Origin of the sequence: Ottowia oryzae, from assembly GCF_003008535.1 — a bacterium.
Lineage (GTDB): Bacteria > Pseudomonadota > Gammaproteobacteria > Burkholderiales > Burkholderiaceae_C > Ottowia > Ottowia oryzae.
In genome coordinates this window covers 3,774,880-3,790,040 of sequence record NZ_CP027666.1, presented here as the reverse complement: position 1 = coordinate 3,790,040, position 15,161 = coordinate 3,774,880, and the positions used below count along the sequence as shown (strand labels likewise).

16 protein-coding genes and 1 tRNA gene are annotated in these 15,161 nt (G+C 66.7%); 7 read left to right on the top strand and 10 right to left on the bottom strand.

Translation table 11 applies throughout. The features are described from left to right. Positions 1-30: 30 nt before the first annotated feature. The 4 genes from C6570_RS17335 to C6570_RS17320 form a co-directional block, all read right to left on the bottom strand. Complete coding sequence (locus C6570_RS17335) at positions 31-2,004, bottom strand: sensor histidine kinase (protein ID WP_245896238.1); 1,974 nt, start codon at positions 2,002-2,004, stop codon at positions 31-33. Further along, on the bottom strand, positions 1,997-2,671 hold the full coding sequence (locus tag C6570_RS17330; RefSeq protein WP_106704326.1) for a LuxR C-terminal-related transcriptional regulator: 675 nt from the start codon (positions 2,669-2,671) through the stop codon (positions 1,997-1,999). Before C6570_RS17330 ends, C6570_RS17335 begins: the two co-directional genes overlap by 8 nt. 408 nt (positions 2,672-3,079) lie before the next feature. Next, positions 3,080-3,156, bottom strand: a tRNA-Pro gene (locus tag C6570_RS17325). Positions 3,157-3,178: 22 nt separating this feature from the next. Continuing rightward, the gene (locus C6570_RS17320; protein WP_106704789.1) at positions 3,179-4,108 is read right to left on the bottom strand and encodes a polyprenyl synthetase family protein; all 930 of its coding nucleotides are present in this window, start codon (positions 4,106-4,108) and stop codon (positions 3,179-3,181) included. Positions 4,109-4,363: 255 nt separating this feature from the next. Between C6570_RS17320 and rplU the strand changes: the two genes are divergently transcribed. The 4 genes from rplU (at position 4,364) to proB (ending at position 7,332) form a co-directional block, all read left to right on the top strand. Next, entirely contained in the window at positions 4,364-4,681 is a 318-nt protein-coding gene (gene rplU, locus C6570_RS17315; protein ID WP_106704325.1) for a 50S ribosomal protein L21, read from the top strand. Positions 4,682-4,694: 13 nt separating this feature from the next. Continuing rightward, positions 4,695-4,955 carry a 50S ribosomal protein L27 gene (gene rpmA, locus C6570_RS17310; RefSeq protein WP_106704324.1) on the top strand — a complete coding sequence of 87 codons (261 nt, stop codon included), beginning with the start codon at positions 4,695-4,697 and terminating at the stop codon, positions 4,953-4,955. 90 nt (positions 4,956-5,045) lie between these two features. Continuing rightward, positions 5,046-6,104 carry an Obg family GTPase CgtA gene (gene cgtA, locus C6570_RS17305; RefSeq protein WP_106704323.1) on the top strand — a complete coding sequence of 353 codons (1,059 nt, stop codon included), beginning with the start codon at positions 5,046-5,048 and terminating at the stop codon, positions 6,102-6,104. A 64-nt stretch (positions 6,105-6,168) separates the two neighbouring features. After that, complete coding sequence (gene proB / locus C6570_RS17300) at positions 6,169-7,332, top strand: glutamate 5-kinase (protein ID WP_106704322.1); 1,164 nt, start codon at positions 6,169-6,171, stop codon at positions 7,330-7,332. A 58-nt stretch (positions 7,333-7,390) separates the two neighbouring features. On the opposite strand, the gene C6570_RS17295 is transcribed toward proB, so the two are convergent. Together C6570_RS17295 and C6570_RS17290 are read right to left on the bottom strand one after the other, a co-directional pair. Next, positions 7,391-7,948 (bottom strand): CNP1-like family protein, encoded by a 558-nt coding sequence (locus C6570_RS17295; protein ID WP_106704321.1) that lies wholly within the window; start codon positions 7,946-7,948, stop codon positions 7,391-7,393. Continuing rightward, entirely contained in the window at positions 7,945-8,607 is a 663-nt protein-coding gene (locus C6570_RS17290) for an RNA pyrophosphohydrolase (protein ID WP_425437902.1), read from the bottom strand. The genes C6570_RS17295 and C6570_RS17290 overlap by 4 nt, the downstream gene beginning before the upstream one ends. Before the next feature lie 105 nt (positions 8,608-8,712). Between C6570_RS17290 and C6570_RS17285 the strand changes: the two genes are divergently transcribed. After that, positions 8,713-10,458, top strand: coding sequence for a proline--tRNA ligase (locus tag C6570_RS17285; protein ID WP_106704320.1), 1,746 nt, complete (start codon positions 8,713-8,715; stop codon positions 10,456-10,458). Then, the gene (locus C6570_RS17280; protein WP_106704319.1) at positions 10,455-11,108 is read left to right on the top strand and encodes a lytic transglycosylase domain-containing protein; all 654 of its coding nucleotides are present in this window, start codon (positions 10,455-10,457) and stop codon (positions 11,106-11,108) included. Before C6570_RS17285 ends, C6570_RS17280 begins: the two co-directional genes overlap by 4 nt. 56 nt (positions 11,109-11,164) lie before the next feature. On the opposite strand, the gene paeA is transcribed toward C6570_RS17280, so the two are convergent. Beyond that, positions 11,165-12,490 carry a polyamine export protein PaeA gene (paeA, locus tag C6570_RS17275; protein ID WP_106704318.1) on the bottom strand — a complete coding sequence of 442 codons (1,326 nt, stop codon included), beginning with the start codon at positions 12,488-12,490 and terminating at the stop codon, positions 11,165-11,167. A 232-nt stretch (positions 12,491-12,722) separates the two neighbouring features. On the opposite strand from paeA, the gene C6570_RS17270 reads away from it, so the two are divergent. Beyond that, complete coding sequence (locus C6570_RS17270; RefSeq protein WP_164675559.1) at positions 12,723-13,763, top strand: OmpA family protein; 1,041 nt, start codon at positions 12,723-12,725, stop codon at positions 13,761-13,763. A 123-nt stretch (positions 13,764-13,886) separates the two neighbouring features. Here C6570_RS17270 and grxD read toward each other — a convergent pair whose 3' ends face one another. From grxD to C6570_RS17255, 3 genes are all read right to left on the bottom strand, one after another. Beyond that, positions 13,887-14,213, bottom strand: coding sequence for a Grx4 family monothiol glutaredoxin (gene grxD, locus C6570_RS17265; RefSeq protein ID WP_106704316.1), 327 nt, complete (start codon positions 14,211-14,213; stop codon positions 13,887-13,889). Between the two features lie 36 nt (positions 14,214-14,249). Then, the gene (locus C6570_RS17260) at positions 14,250-14,684 is read right to left on the bottom strand and encodes a hypothetical protein (RefSeq protein WP_106704315.1); all 435 of its coding nucleotides are present in this window, start codon (positions 14,682-14,684) and stop codon (positions 14,250-14,252) included. Between the two features lie 147 nt (positions 14,685-14,831). Next, the gene (locus tag C6570_RS17255; protein WP_106704314.1) at positions 14,832-15,122 is read right to left on the bottom strand and encodes an H-NS histone family protein; all 291 of its coding nucleotides are present in this window, start codon (positions 15,120-15,122) and stop codon (positions 14,832-14,834) included. Between the last annotated feature and the right edge of the window lie 39 nt (positions 15,123-15,161).

Genomic DNA, 15,161 nt, shown 5'->3' with positions numbered 1-15,161 from the left:
CTCCAGCGCCCGCTGCACCAGCGCTGGAAGCTATTGTTTGAGTAGCAAAGACACGCTCATCACCGTGCCGCCCGGGCCGGATTCGATCGTCAGCGTGCCGCCCATGCGCTCGGCCCGCGCGGCCATGCTGCGCATGCCCACGGACACCCCGGCGCGCTGCACGGCCGGCACGTCGAAGCCCACGCCGTCGTCTTGCACCCGCACCACCAGCGTGTCGGGCTGCGGCTGCACGCAGTCCACGCGCAGGTGGCGGGCGCGGCTGTGCTTGACGACGTTGGACAGCGCCTCTTCCACCAGCCGCGTGAGGCCCAGGCACTGCAGTGCGCTGGGCCGTTCACGCCACTGCGGCGCGATGTGCCAGGACGACGCCACGCCCATCTCGTCGAGCAGGCGCGTGAAGCGGTGGCGCAGCGGCGCGGCCCACTGCACCGGCGTGTCGGGCACGGTGGCGCCGGCGCTGGAGCCATGGTCGATCACCTGGCGCAAGTCGTCGCGCAGCACCTTCAGGATGGACAGCACCCGCTCATTCGGCAGCGGCGCCTTGGCCTGCTCCACCAGGGCCAGCCCGCGCACCAGGCTGGCGCCCAGGCCGTCGTGCAGGTCGTGCGCGAGTTGCATGCGCTCGTGCAGCTTGGCCGTCTGCAGCGCCTGGGCGTGCTCGCGCGCCAGGGCGGCGGCCAGCTCGGCGCGGGCCTTCGCCACGCCTTCTTCCAGGTCGCGGTTGAAGCGCTCCACGCTGCCCATGTGCTGCACCAGCTGCCCGCCCAGCAGCCCCGACAGCGCCGCCCAGTTGCGCGCCACCTGCCAGCGGTCCAGCACGGCCAGAAAGTCGAACAAGGCCACCACCAGAAACACCAGCCACGCCAGCGCCAACAGCATGTGCCCGGGCCGGCGCCCGCCCGGCCGCGGGCGCCAGGCGTGCCACTGAAACTGCAGGCAATTGGCCAAAAACACCGCCATCGCCAGCTGCCACACCCAGCCAAACCAGGCACCCGCCGTGGCGGCGGGGGCGAACACGACGGCCGCCACGCCCAGCGCCGCGCCCAGCCACAGCGCGCGCCGCACCCACGGCAGGCGCTGCCCGCCGAAGGAAAACGTGAACCGGCAGGCGCACAGCACGTAGCTCACCAGCGCCACCATGCCAAAGCGCGATCGGGTGATCGAATCGGGCCAGGGCCACTGGGTGTCGGCCAGGTAGGTGGTGAGGTACGCCAGCCACGCCAGCGCCATCAGCCCGAACCAGCCGTAGCCGGGCCCCTCGGCCTCGCGGCGGCGCAGCAGCCACGCCAGCAGGAACAGCGCGCCCGACACGGCGCACACCACCGCGTTGATGAGGTACACCGTGCGCTGGCGCCACTGGCTGTGCCGCTGTTCCTCGGCCACCGTCCGCGCATCGCCCAGCCGCACCGCGCCCAGCCCCGGCGACAGCGCGGCCGGCCCCACGGCGCGCACCCACACCGTGTTCACGCCCGCCTGCAGAGCCGATTCGGGCAGCAGCCACCAGCGCGGCACGTTCCAGCTGCGCGAGAGCGGCTCGGCCAGCGAGGCGTCGCGCCACAGCAGTTCGTCGTTGATGTACACCTCGCCCGCCACGCTGATGCCGTCGATGCCCAGCGCCAGGGGCCCGGCCGCCCCGGCGCAGCCGCGCTGCCAGTCGATGCGGTACCACGCTGATCCACCATAGCCTGGCCAGCGGCGGGTCCACACTTCGGGCAGCGTGACCGTGACCCAGCCCTCGGTCGGCCGCGCGCCATGCGGCGCGCGCGCAGCCTGCACCGAGATGATGCGCGGCGCGCAGGCGGTGGCATCCGCCCCGGCACCCGGCTCGCCGCCCAGTTGGTTGTCCTGTTCGTTGCCCGAAGCGGCTTGGGCCTGGGCCGCGCCCGGCAGCAGCGCCATGCAGGCCGCCAGGCACAGCACGCGGGCCATCGCGGCCAGCCACTGCGGCCATCGAAAAAGCGTCAGCCCGGCGCCGTGCGCACCGCCCCCGCGCACGTCACGCACCGGGCAGCAGCCCGCGCGAGCGTGCCTCGCGCACCGCGCCGATGCGCGACGACACCGCCAGCTTGCGGTACACGCGCTTCACGTGGCTTTCCACCGTGTAGCGCGACAGAAAGAGCTGTTCGGCGATCTCGCGGTTGGACAGCCCGTCGGCCACCAGCCGCAGGATTTCGCCCTCGCGCTCGCTCAGCGCCTCGGCCAGCGCGGGCGCGGCGCTGGGCGCGGGCAGCAGCTCCAGAATGCGGCGGGCGATGAACGGGTCGATCGGCGCGCCCCCGCGCAGCACGCTGCGGATGGACAGCATCACCTCCACGTCGTCGCGCTCCTTGAGCACATAGCCCGTGGCGCCCGCGCGCAGCGCGCCCAGGATGGCCTCTTCCGAGCTCCAGGCCGACACCACCAGGATGCCCAGCCCCGGGTCGTCTGCGCGCAGCTGCGCAATCAGCTCGCGCCCGTCGCCATCGGGCAGTTGCAAGTCGACCAGCGCCAGCGCCATCGGCTGCTCGGCCAGGCAGGCGCGCGCCTCGGCCAGCGTGGTGGCAAACACCAGCGCATCCGGCGTGTAGCCCAGCGTCTGCAGCACGCCGCGCAGGCGCTGCTGCAGCAGCGGCTCGTCCTCCACCACCAGCACCGGGGCGGGCAGCGTGGGCTCAGGGGCGGCTTCGGTCATGGCAGGCTCCACCGGCAAGGCAGAGAGGGGAGGGGCAAGAGGCGCGATCGTAGGCCAGCGCCGCCCGCGCGCCTATCCCTGAGATTGGGTAATTTGCGTGGGCTTCGGGATGGGCCTGGTGCTGGGAGGCCGCTGCGCGCGTTGAATCAAGGGTTGTTTGGGCCTGCAGCGCTGGTGGGTAGTGCGCGGGCAGCTATCAAAATGAGAGAGCCAGGGATGCGAGCTGTTCGTCTCGCGACAGGCGCGCAGGGCGCTGTGGCGCGCGGCGGTGCGAAAGGCGGGCTGCCGGCGGCTTGGCTTTCTGGGCATCGGTGCAACAGAGGCGAGGGCGCGGAGGCAGCCAACAAATCGGGCCGCAAACAAAAAAGCCCAAGCGGTGGATCCACTTGGGCTTTTTCTGTGATGTCCTGGTCGGGGTGAGAGGATTCGAACCTCCGGCCTCTACGTCCCGAACGTAGCGCTCTACCAGGCTAAGCTACACCCCGATGCTTGTGGCGTGCGGCCCGGTCAGGCCCGACGCAGCAAAAGCTGAGCCGCCAATTCTAGCAAACTGTTGGTGTACGCATTGGGTTCAAAGCCGCGAATCGCGTCGATGGCCTGTTGCGCCTGCACGGCAGCAGCGGCCTTGGTGCGCTCCAGCGCACCGCAACCGCGCACGATGGCAACGATGGCGTCCAGGTCGGCGGTGTTGCCCGTTTCGATGGCGCTGCGCACGATGGCGGCCTGGTCGGCCGGGGCCAGCTGCATGGCCAGAATCAGCGGCAAGGTGGCCTTACCTTCGCGCAGGTCATCACCGAGGTTCTTGCCCATCTCGGCAGCGTCGCCTTCGTAGTCGAGTACGTCGTCGATCACCTGGAACGCCGTGCCCAGCGACAGGCCGTATTCGGCGCAGGCGGCCTCGACTTCGGGCGGCGCGCCCGCCAGCACGGCGGCCAGCAGGCAGCTGGCTTCGAACAGCTTGGCCGTCTTGGAGCGGATGACGCGCAGATAGCCCGCCTCGTCCAGCGACGCATCGTGCATGTTCATCAGCTGCAGCACTTCGCCTTCGGCGATGACGTTGGTGGCGTCGGCCAGGATCTGCATGACGCGCATGCTGCCGGCCTCCACCATCATCTGGAAGGCGCGCGAATAGAGAAAGTCGCCCACCAGCACACTGGCGGGATTGCCGAACACCTCATTGGCCGTGGCGCGCCCGCGCCGCAGCGTGGATTCGTCCACCACATCGTCGTGCAGCAGCGTGGCGGTGTGGATGAACTCGACGACGGCGGCCAGGTTGAAGCGGTGCGGGTGCTGGCTGCCCAGCGCGCCCGACATCAGCAGCAACAGCACCGGGCGCAAGCGCTTGCCCCCCGCAGCGATGATGTAGCGCGCCACTTCGCTGACCAGGGGCACGTCGGAGCTCAGCCGCTGGACGATGGTGGCGTCGACTTCGCGCAGTTCCTGCGCGGCCAAGGCGGCGGCCTGGCTGCTGGGTTTTGAGGGGGAATCCAAGACAAGAAGGCCTCGCGCGGGCGAGGAAAACAGCGGTTGGTGGCGGCAGGCTCTCGCAAGCCCGGGGACTGCCCAAATTATAGGTTCGCGGCCCGCTCATCCAAGAGGCGGGCCTACGTGGTTGCCGGGTAGGGCGCTCAACGCTATAATGCGCAGTTCCGTGGAAATTCGTCTGCGGTATCCTTTAATGAGGTTTCTTATATGTACGCGGTCATAAAAACCGGTGGCAAGCAGTATCGCGTTGCCGCTGGCGAGAAGATCAAAGTAGAACAGATTGCTGCGGACGTAGGCCAGGAAATCACCTTCGAAGAAGTGCTCGCCGTTGGCGGTGAGGGCGGCTTGCAGGTGGGTGCCCCCGTGGTCTCCGGCGCTTCTGTGGTGGCCAAAGTGGTCTCGCATGGCAAGCACGACAAAGTGCGCATCTTCAAGATGCGTCGCCGCAAGCACTACCAAAAGCGCCAGGGCCATCGCCAGGGCTATACCGAGCTCGAAATTGGCGCCATCAACGGCGGCAAGTAAGGAGTAAAACACCATGGCACAGAAAAAAGGCGGCGGCTCCACGCGAAACGGCCGTGACTCCAAGCCCAAGATGCTGGGCGTGAAAGTCTTCGGCGGTCAAACCATCAGCGCCGGCGCGATCATCGTGCGTCAGCGCGGCACGCGCTTCCACCCCGGCAACAACGTCGGCATCGGCAAGGATCACACCTTGTTCGCGCTGGTGGACGGCCAGGTGTCCTTCGCGGTCAAGGGCGCGCAGAACAAGCACACCGTGGTGGTAACGCCCGTCGCCTGACGCGGCGGCCGTTCTTTCGCGAACGTGCTTTCGGCCCCGCCCCGGCGGGGCTTTGGCGTTTTGGGCGCCACGTGTGTTGGAATAGGTCTCATGAAATTCGTTGACGAAGCATTCATCGACATCTCCGCGGGCGATGGTGGCAACGGCTGCGCGTCGTTCCGGCATGAAAAATACAAGGAATTCGGCGGCCCGGACGGCGGCGATGGTGGCCGGGGTGGCCATGTGTTCGCCGTGGCCGACCCCAACCTGAACACGCTGGTCGATTACCGCTATTCGCGCCGTCACGACGCCAAGCGCGGCCAGCACGGCATGGGCTCGGACATGTTCGGCGTGGCCGGTGAAGACATCACGCTCAAGATGCCCGTGGGCACGATCATCAGCGATGCAGAAACCGGCGAGGCGCTGTACGAGCTGCTGACGCCCGGCGAGAAGCTGATGATCGCCAAGGGCGGCGATGGCGGCTTTGGCAACCTGCGCTTCAAAAGCTCGATCAACCGCGCGCCACGCCAGAAAACCCCGGGCTGGCCGGGCGAGCGCAAGAAGCTCAAGCTTGAGCTGAAGGTGCTGGCCGACGTGGGCCTGCTGGGCATGCCCAACGCGGGCAAATCCACCTTCATCGCCGCCGTGTCGAACGCGCGGCCCAAGATCGCCGACTATCCTTTCACCACGCTGCACCCCAACCTGGGCGTGGTGCGCGTGGGCCCGGAGCAAAGCTTTGTGGTGGCCGACATCCCTGGCCTGATCGAAGGGGCGAGCGAGGGTGCCGGACTGGGCCACCAGTTCTTGCGCCACCTGCAGCGTACGCGGCTGCTGCTGCACTTCGTGGACATTGCGCCGTTTGATGACGACGTGGACCCGGTCGCGCAGGCCAAGGCCATCGTGCAAGAGCTCAAGAAGTACGACGAAACCCTGTACGAAAAGCCCCGCTGGCTGGTGCTGAACAAGCTGGACATGGTGCCCGAGGCCGAGCGCGAAAGCACGGTGAAATCCTTCGTCAAGCGCCTGGGCTGGCGCGGGCCGGTGTACGGCATCTCGGCGCTCACGCGCGAAGGCTGCGAGCCGCTGACGCGCGCCATCTACACCTACCTGCACGCCCAGCGGCAGGCCGAGCTGGGCGAGGTTGAGCGCGACCCCCGCTTCGACGATTGAGTTTCAACGATTGCTATTGTTAGGATAGCTGCCGCCGCAGGTCACACCTGCGCCAACACCCGATATGACCCAGAATCATTCCGCCGACGTGCTGGCGTCGGCCCGGCGCATTGTTGTCAAGGTGGGCTCCAGCCTGGTCACCAACGAAGGCCGCGGCCTGGATGAGGCGGCCATCGGCGAATGGTGCCGCCAGCTGGCCTTGCTGTCGCGCGGGGACGAGGCGGCGGGCGTGGGCGGCCCGCGCGAGGTGATCATGGTGTCCAGCGGCGCCATCGCCGAGGGCATGAAGCGCCTGGGATGGGCCAAGCGCCCCCACGAAGTGAACGAGCTGCAAGCCGCCGCCGCCGTGGGCCAGATGGGCCTGGCGCAGATGTACGAAACCAAGCTGCGCGAACACCATCTGCGCAGCGCGCAAGTGCTGCTCACGCATGCCGACCTGGCCGACCGTGAGCGCTACCTCAACGCCCGATCGACGCTGCTCACCCTGCTGCAGTACCAGGTGCTGCCTGTCATCAACGAGAACGACACCGTGGTGACGGATGAGATCAAGGTGGGCGACAACGACACGCTGGGCGCGCTGGTGGCCAACCTGGTCGAGGCCGATCTGCTGGTCATCCTGACCGACCAGCGTGGTCTGTACACCGCCGACCCGCGCAAGGACCCGTCTGCCGAGCTGGTGCGCGAAGGCCGCGCCGGTGATCTGGCGCTGGAGCGCATGGCCGGCGGCGCAGGCAGCAGCATCGGCAAGGGCGGCATGCTGACCAAGATCGTTGCGGCGCGGCGCGCGGCGGGCTCGGGCGCGTCCACGGTGATCGCCTGGGGGCGCGAGCCGGACGCCCTGCTGCGCCTGGCGCGCGGCGAGCGCATCGGCACGCTGCTGGTCGCGCCCACGCAGAAAACCCAGGCGCGCAAGCAATGGATGATGGACCAGCTGCAACTGCGCGGCGCCGTGGTGGTGGATGAGGGCGCGGCGCGCAAGCTGCGTGAAGAGGGCAAGAGCCTGCTGCCGATCGGCATGACGCAGGTGCAAGGCGTGTTTTCGCGCGGCGATGTGATTGCGGTGCGCGACAGCATCACCGGCGCTGAGGTGGGCCGGGGCCTGGCGAACTATTCGAGCGCTGAGGCGCGTCTGCTGTGCCGCAAGCCGTCCAGCGAAATCGCGCACCTGTTGGGTTACAGCGCCGAGCCCGAGATGGTGCACCGGGACAACCTGGTGCTCAAGCGCTGAGGGTGCGTCTCACCAAGAAAAAGTGCTCCAGCGCCCGTGCGATGGGCGCTGGCAGCTATCAATTATAGAGCGACTGGTTGCCTGTGAGCAGCTCGCGCACCATGTCGTTGGGCGTCTGGCGCAGCGTTGAGCCGTTGCACATGCCCCCACGCGCCAGCTGCAGCGGGTGACTGACCACCACACTGCTCTGGCCGCGCATCGGCTTCCATTCGGTGTCGGTGTTGGTCACCCATTCCGAACCCTGCACTTGCCGCGCGTACACGCGGAATTCACCCGTGGCGCAGCGAATGCCTTCGTAGGCGGCGTTCACCGCCGAGGGCCCGCGCGCCACCACCACATAGCGAACAATGCCGGTCGCTTGGTTGATGGTGATGGTCTTGGGGTCGACCCCCATCTTGATCGACGAGCCGTTGGGCATGTCGATGTCCACGAGGCCGGACAGGCGGTACGCCGGCGGCGGCGGCACGGCGTCTTCTTTCCAGTCGGCGATGTCGTCGTTCGCGTACTGCGCGTGCGCGCCCAAGCCGATGGCCAGCAGGCAAGCGGCCAGCGTGCGCGCCATGGCCTGGCGCACACGGGCGGGTTGTGGGGTGCGCGAGGCGGTGATGGCTCTCATGGCTCCAGCTCCAATCCCGGCGGCAGTGCAGGCCCCGCGTGATGGCCGTTGTGCGCCGGGCCGCCGTGCAGCGGCGCGCGGTCGAGCCGTTCTAGCCGCTCCACGCGGTCGGACGTCTGGATCGGGGGCATGGCGCCGTTGTCGCGCGGCCGCATGCCGCCACGCAGGTAGCGATTGCGGTGCTCGGCGCGCGGCAGAAAGCGCGCCAGCTCGGTCAACGCCATTTCGTACACGCCGCGTTTGAACTCGACCACCACATCCAGCGGCACCCAGTAATCGTTCCAGCGCCACGCGTCGAACTCTGGGTGGTTGGTGGCGCGCAGGTTCAGATTCCAGTCGTTGGCGACCAGCTGCAGCAGATACCAGATCTGCTTTTGACCCTTGTAATGGCCGCGAGCGTCGCGGCGGATGAACCGGTCTGGCACCTCGTAGCGCAACCAGTCACGGGTTCGGGCCACGATGCGCACGTGTTCGGCATGCAAGCCCACTTCCTCGTGCAGCTCCCGGTACATGGCTTGCTCGGGGGATTCGCCCCGATCAATACCGCCCTGCGGGAACTGCCAGGAGTGGGTGCGTATGCGCTTGCCCCAAAAAACCTGGTTTTTCTGGTTGAGCAGGATGATGCCGACGTTCGGGCGAAAGCCTTCCCGGTCAAGCATAATCTAACCCCAAATTCAATAAGTTGGGACCATTATGCACCGCACCTCATGTGGGGCAAGTGGGCACAAACCCCAGCCAATGCGTGGACTTAGCGCCCGATCTCGATGAAAGCCAGCCAGTTCTACATCAACACCCTCAAAGAAGCCCCCGCAGACGCTGAGGTAGTGAGCCACCAGCTCATGACGCGGGCCGGCATGATCAAGAAATTGGGCGCCGGCGTGTACACCTACATGCCCATGGGCCTGCGCGTGATCCGCAAGGTGGAGGCCATCGTGCGCGAAGAAATGAACCGCGCCGGCGCGGTGGAGTGCGTGATGCCGGTGGTGCAGCCGGGCGAGCTTTGGTCGGAAAGCGGCCGCTTCCAGACCATGGGGCCCGAGCTGCTGCGCGTGAAGGATCGGCATGAACGCGACTTCGTCATTCAGCCGACCAGCGAAGAGGCGGTGACCGACATCGCCCGCCAGGATCTGCGCAGCTACAAGCAGCTGCCCAAGAACCTGTACCAGATCCAGACCAAGTTCCGCGACGAACGCCGTCCGCGCTTCGGCCTGATGCGCGGGCGCGAATTCGTCATGAAGGACGCCTACAGCTTCGACCGCGACGAAGCCGGCGCCAAAGCCAGCTACCAGGCGATGGCCAAGGCCTACCGCGCCATCTTCGACCGCTTTGGCCTGACGTACCGCGCGGTGTCGGCCGACTCTGGCGCCATCGGTGGTGACTTGAGCGAAGAATTCCAGGTGATCGCCTCAACGGGTGAAGACGCCATCGTCTACAGCACCGGCAGCGACTATGCCGCCAATATGGAAAAGGCCGAAGCTCTGGCGCCCGCCGGCCCGCGCCCTGCTGCCACGCAAGCCCTGACGCGCACGCCCACGCCCGGCAAATCCACCTGCGCCGACGTGGCCGAGCTGCTGCAGCTGCCGCTGACGCAAACCGTCAAGTCGCTGGTGCTGGCCACCGACGAGCTGAACGAGCAAGGCGAGATCGTCAAGAGCCAAGTGTGGCTGCTGCTGCTGCGTGGCGACCACGATATGAACGAGATCAAGGTCAGCAAGGTGCCGGGGCTGGATAAAGGCTTCCGCTTTGCGACCGTACCCGAAATCCTGGCGCACTTCGGCACCAAGCCCGGCTACCTGGGCCCGATCGGTCTGAAGCAGCCGGTCAAGCTGGTGGCCGACCGCGAAGTCGCCTTGATGGCCGACTGGGTCTGCGGCGCCAATGAAGAAGACCTGCACCTGACCGGCGTGAACTGGGGCCGCGACCTGCCCGAGCCCGACCTGGTGGTCGACATCCGCAACGTGGTGGCGGGCGACGCTGCGCCGGACGGCAAGGGTCAGCTGGCGATTGAGCGCGGTATCGAGATTGGCCACATCTTCTACCTGGGCACCAAGTACAGCGTGGCGATGAACGCCACCTTCCTGGCCGAAGACGGCAAGCCCCGGCACTTCGAGATGGGCTGCTACGGCATTGGCATCACGCGGCTGCCCGCGGCGGCGATTGAGCAGAACCACGACGAGCGCGGCATCATCTGGCCCGATGCGCTGGCGCCGTTCACGGTCGTCATCTGCCCCGTCGGCATGGACCGCAGCGAAGCCGTGAAGGCCGCCGCTGAAGCGCTCTACGCCGATCTGCTGGCGGCGGGCGTGGATGTGATTCTGGACGACCGTGGCGAGCGCCCTGGCGCGATGTTCGCCGACTGGGAGCTGATCGGCGTGCCGCACCGCGTGACGATTGGCGACAAGAGCCTGAAGGAAGGCCAGGTGGAATACCAGCACCGCCGTGACGGCGAGGCTACCAAAGTGCCAGCGGGCGACATTGCGGCCTTCGTCAAGGGCCGCCTGCTGGCATGACGGGCGCGGTGTCGCGCGGCCGGCCCGGTGGCGGGCTGACGCGTCGGACTTGTTTGGCGGCGTCGGTCGGGGCGGCCAGCGTGTGGCTGGCGCCCGGCGTGGCGCACGCAGGCGGGCAGCTGGAAGAGCCGATGGCCGATTCCGTGCGCACGGCGCTCAGCTCGGCCATTGCCAACAGCGCGCCGCCGGTGCCCACCTTTGCCACCACCGAGGCGCACCTGTCGTACCTGCGCTGGCTGGGCGCGATGAGTGAACGGCTTCAAAGCCGCAAGCCAGACTTCAACACCCGCATCGAATTCCTGCAAACCGTTTGGTACGAAACGCGACGCGCGGGGCTGGACACTTCCTTGATGATGGGTTTGATCCAGGTTGAAAGCGCGTTTCGCAAATTCGCAGTGTCCAACGTGGGCGCGCGCGGCTACACGCAGGTCATGCCGTTCTGGACGCGCGTGATCGGCGACGGCGACCCCGGCAAGCTGTTTCACATGCAGACCAACCTGCGCTTTGGCTGCGTGATCCTGCGCCACTACCTTGACCGCGAGCGGGGCGACCTGTTCATGGCGCTCGGCCGCTACAACGGATCACGCGGGCGCGACCCGTATCCGAATGCCGTATTCGGTGCCCAAAGAAGATGGGTTTTCACGGGCTAGCGCCCACCGCACAAGCGCTGGCAGCTACTGAATAGATAGCATTTGCCCGGCGCCCATCAATTCGGTGGCGCGCCACTGGCCCCGCCCGAGTCGCCCGCCTTGCTGCGCGTGACCAGCACCTGGTCGATGCGGTAGTTGTCGACGTCCATCACCTCGAAGCGAAAGCCGCCCCAGTCGACGAAGTCGGTGCGGCGCGGCACGCGGCGCAGCATCGCCATCAAGAACCCGGCCAAGGTGTCGTACTGGTCGGCGTCGGGCAGGTCGCCCAGATCCAGCGCGCGCTGCACGTCAGTCACCGGCGTGTGGCCGTCGATCAACCAAGAGCCATCGTCGCGCCGCACGATCATTTCTTCATCTTCCGGCGTCACCAGGTCGCCCATCACCGTGCTCATCACGTCATTGAGCGTGACCACGCCCACCACCGTGCTGTATTCGTTGACGATGATGGCGAAGTCTTCGTGCTGCTGGCGGAACTGGTGCAGCACTTCAGACAGGCTCAGCTGGTCCGGCACCGCCACCACCTTGTGCAGCAGGCCTTCCTCGGTCAAATGAATGGGTCGGTTGCTCAGTACGCGCTGGAATAGGTCTTTGGCATCGACGTAGCCCAGCACGCGGTCCAACTCGCCATCGCACACGGGGTAGGTGGAAAACGGCTCGGCGGCGATGCGTGCGCGTACGGCTTCGTCGGTGTCGTCGTGGCTCAGCCAGGCGATGCGGTCGCGCGGCGTCATCGCGCTGGTGACCGAGCGGGTGTCCAGCTCGAACACGTTCTCGATTACCATCTGCTCGGGCCGGTCGATCACGCCCGCCTGGGTGCCTGCTTCGGCCAGCGCCAGGATGTCGTCGGGCGTGATGCGCTCGTCGCGCTGCGTGGGCAGGCCGATCAGCCGCAGGATCAGGTCGCTGCACTTGTTGTAAAGCCAAACCACGGGCTTGAAGGCCCACAGCACCTTGTCCATGGGGCCGATGACGCGCATGGCCATGCGTTCAGGGTCGGCCATGCCCAGGCGCTTGGGGACCAGATCGGCAAACACCACGAACAGCGAGGTGACCAGGGCTACCGACGCGGTGAACGCCAGCGTGGTGGCGGTGGCCTCAGGCATCCAGCCGCGCAGGAACGACTCGAACGTGGGGCTGAACAGACCTTCGCCCACGATACCGCCGAGGATCGCAATCGCATTGACCCCGATCTGCACGGTGGTGAAGTAAAAGCCCGGCTGTTCCTGCACACGCAGCACGCGCAGCGCACGCGCGTCGCCCTCATCGGCCAGGTGGCGCAGGCGCAGGCGGCGCGACGCCGCCAAGGACATCTCCGCGACGGAAAAGAAGGCGCTGGCGCCTATCAGCGCCAGGATGATCAGCAGGTTTTCAACAAAGCCCATGCAGGGGTCTAAACGAAAATGGGCACCAGCGGCTTGCGCGGGTGGCTGCGCCGCGCTGGTGCGAGCTCAAGCCAGTTTACACAGGCCATCGGTGGCGCCAGGGCTGTAGGACTGGGACGACACGTGCGCGTCATGCGCATTCCTATAATTTTCCGATGGGTCGTTGCCCGTGGTCAGGCGCTCTTGCGCGCCTTGCCTTGACGACCCTTCCATGCACAAGAAAGGAATTCCAATGTTTGACGTCTTGCTACGGGAGGTGGCCGCGCGCTTCGGCATGGGGGACAAAGCGCTGCCCCTGGTGCAAATGCTGCTGGCCTACATGACCAACAAGGACACGGGCGGCCTGATCGGCTTTCTGGAAAAGTTCAAGGCGGCCAATCTGGGCCCCATCGTTCAGTCGTGGCTGGGCGGCGGCCCCAGCGCACAGCCGATCACCAATACCCAGCTGGAAACCGTTCTGGGTGGCAGCGGCGGCCTGCTTTCGCAATTGACTTCGCGCCTCGACGTGGGCCGCGACAACATCACCTCGTCGCTGGGCTACCTGCTGCCGGCCATCGTCGGCCGCCTCACGCCGGGCGGCAGCATCCCTTCCGCATTGCCGCCGGAAGTCACCAGCCTGGCCGCAGCCGGCCAAAGCCTGCTGGCTGCGCCGGTGGTGGACGTGGGCTCGAGCGGAGCCGCAGGCAGTGGCTCTTTGATGAAGTGGCTGCCTTGGGCCGTTGTGGCGCTGGCCGCCATCTTCGGTCTGAGCTATTGCGGCAAGAATCGCTCGGTTGACGCACCGGCCACGGGCGCATCGGCACCTGCGGTGGTGGCGCCGGCGGCCAGCGAGCCAGCGCCCGCTGCGTCCGAGCCCGCCTCAGCGCCTGACGCGACTGCTTCTGCTCCCGCGGCAACGGCATCCACCGACGAGCCCACGGGCGCCGCCGTGGTCAGCCTGATGGGCGACAACAGCACGCCTGCGCTGAAGGTCTATTTCGACACGGGCAAAACCGACGTGCACACCGAGTTTGCTGGCAAGTCCGCCGACCTCGTGGCCTATCTGAAGGCGAACGCCGACGCGAAAGCGGTGATCTCCGGCTTCAACGACCCCACGGGCAATGCGGCCGCCAACGCCGAGCTGTCCAAGCACCGTGCCGAAGCCGTGCAGGCTGCGCTGGTCGCGCAGGGCGTGTCGAAAGACCAGACCGTGCTGGAAAAGCCGGCTGAAACGACCGGTACGGCCGCCAGCAATGCGGCATCTCGCCGCGTGGAAGTGATCGTGCGCAAGTAAGGGCACGTACCGTGCGCTGCGCCTCGGTGTGGCGCGCAGTAAAAAGGGACGCCCTAGGGCGTCCCTTTTTACGTTGGGCCCGCGCTGGCAGCGCAGCGGCGGGCACAACTGCCCGCGCATCGCTCAGGCGATGCTGCCAACCATTTGCTGCAGCTCGCCGGATTCGTACATCTCCATCATGATGTCCGAGCCGCCCACGAACTCGCCCTTGACGTACAACTGCGGAATCGTTGGCCACTGGCTGTATTCCTTGATGCCTTGGCGGATGGCTTCGTCGTCCAGCACGTTCACGGTGGTCAGGCTGCGCGGCTCCACGCCGCAGGCTTTCAGAATCTGCACCGCTCGGCCAGAGAAGCCGCACATCGGAAAGCTGGCGTTGCCCTTCATGAAAAGCACGACGTCGTTGTTCTTGACCAAGTCGTCAATGCGTTGCTGGGTGGTGGTGTCCATGACCGTTCCTTCACTGTTCACTGGTTTGATGCCGGATTATTTCACCTTCCCCATGCCCGCGCAGGCGCCGGGCATCGAAGAAATCGGGCTTGCGGCGTAGGCCTCGCGCTCGAACACGTTGTCGCGGTACGGCGCGCCGCCGCGCAGCCCTTGCCACACGCTGGCGGCCAGATAGGCGGGCACGAACAACGCGCCCCAGCGCTCGTACTGGCGGATGTGCACGTGCTCGTGGCAGCGGGCGCCATCGGCCGCCTGGCGGTCGACCGCGATGATCACGTGGCCCAAGGTGATCGCGTCAAAGCGCATGGGCGCTGGCAGGCGGCGCGCAAGTCGGCCCGCCGCGCCGCCAAAGGCTTCCAGGGCACCATCGCGGCGCTGCCATTGCCCGCCCCCTAGGCGAACCAGCGCAGCCGCCGTAAGGCCGACCAGCGTCCACGGCAATGGCCACACATAGCGCAGGATTTGAAGCATGGGGGCTGTGATTCGCTCGCCGCCAACGCGTTCCGTGCGCGAGGGGCTCTATAGCTCTATAAATCGGCAGGTACAAAAAAAGCGCGGGCATGGACATGCGCGCGCTTGGCGGGTGGGCAGCGCCGATCTGCGCTGCGCCAACTCCGATCAGATAACGAATTGGGCGCGGTCGCGGCCTTCAATCCACTTGGGTGCTTTGCCGCGGCCGGTCCAGGTTTGGCCAGTGGCCGGGTCGCGGTATTTAGGAGCCACTTTGGTGCCAGAAGTCGATTTGGCGGATTTACGGCCACCGGGGAAAACGTCTTGTTGCGTCAACCCAAAATCGTTCACCAACGCGCGCACCTGCGCCACAGCGTCGGCGATTTCCTTCTTGCGGGCTTCTTCGATTTGCTGGGCAAGCGCTTCTTGCTGCTGCAGCAGTTCCTTGTAAGTGGCCATGAGGGCAGACTCCATTTAAAACATTGAGAACCGCGCGAA

Excerpts from the sequence above, each read along its gene's own strand:
- rpmA (WP_106704324.1), top strand. The coding sequence starts at position 4,695 with ATGGCACAGAAAAAAGGCGGCGGCTCCACGCGAAACGGCCGTGACTCC.
- cgtA (WP_106704323.1), top strand. The coding sequence starts at position 5,046 with ATGAAATTCGTTGACGAAGCATTCATCGACATCTCCGCGGGCGATGGT.
- C6570_RS17260 (WP_106704315.1), bottom strand. The coding sequence starts at position 14,684 with ATGCTTCAAATCCTGCGCTATGTGTGGCCATTGCCGTGGACGCTGGTC.
- C6570_RS17290 (WP_425437902.1), bottom strand. The coding sequence starts at position 8,607 with ATGCTTGACCGGGAAGGCTTTCGCCCGAACGTCGGCATCATCCTGCTC.
- C6570_RS17255 (WP_106704314.1), bottom strand. The coding sequence starts at position 15,122 with ATGGCCACTTACAAGGAACTGCTGCAGCAGCAAGAAGCGCTTGCCCAG.
- C6570_RS17270 (WP_164675559.1), top strand. The coding sequence starts at position 12,723 with ATGTTTGACGTCTTGCTACGGGAGGTGGCCGCGCGCTTCGGCATGGGG.
- grxD (WP_106704316.1), bottom strand. The coding sequence starts at position 14,213 with ATGGACACCACCACCCAGCAACGCATTGACGACTTGGTCAAGAACAAC.
- C6570_RS17280 (WP_106704319.1), top strand. The coding sequence starts at position 10,455 with ATGACGGGCGCGGTGTCGCGCGGCCGGCCCGGTGGCGGGCTGACGCGT.
- C6570_RS17285 (WP_106704320.1), top strand. The coding sequence starts at position 8,713 with ATGAAAGCCAGCCAGTTCTACATCAACACCCTCAAAGAAGCCCCCGCA.
- C6570_RS17295 (WP_106704321.1), bottom strand. The coding sequence starts at position 7,948 with ATGAGAGCCATCACCGCCTCGCGCACCCCACAACCCGCCCGTGTGCGC.
- rplU (WP_106704325.1), top strand. The coding sequence starts at position 4,364 with ATGTACGCGGTCATAAAAACCGGTGGCAAGCAGTATCGCGTTGCCGCT.
- C6570_RS17330 (WP_106704326.1), bottom strand. The coding sequence starts at position 2,671 with ATGACCGAAGCCGCCCCTGAGCCCACGCTGCCCGCCCCGGTGCTGGTG.
- proB (WP_106704322.1), top strand. The coding sequence starts at position 6,169 with ATGACCCAGAATCATTCCGCCGACGTGCTGGCGTCGGCCCGGCGCATT.
- paeA (WP_106704318.1), bottom strand. The coding sequence starts at position 12,490 with ATGGGCTTTGTTGAAAACCTGCTGATCATCCTGGCGCTGATAGGCGCC.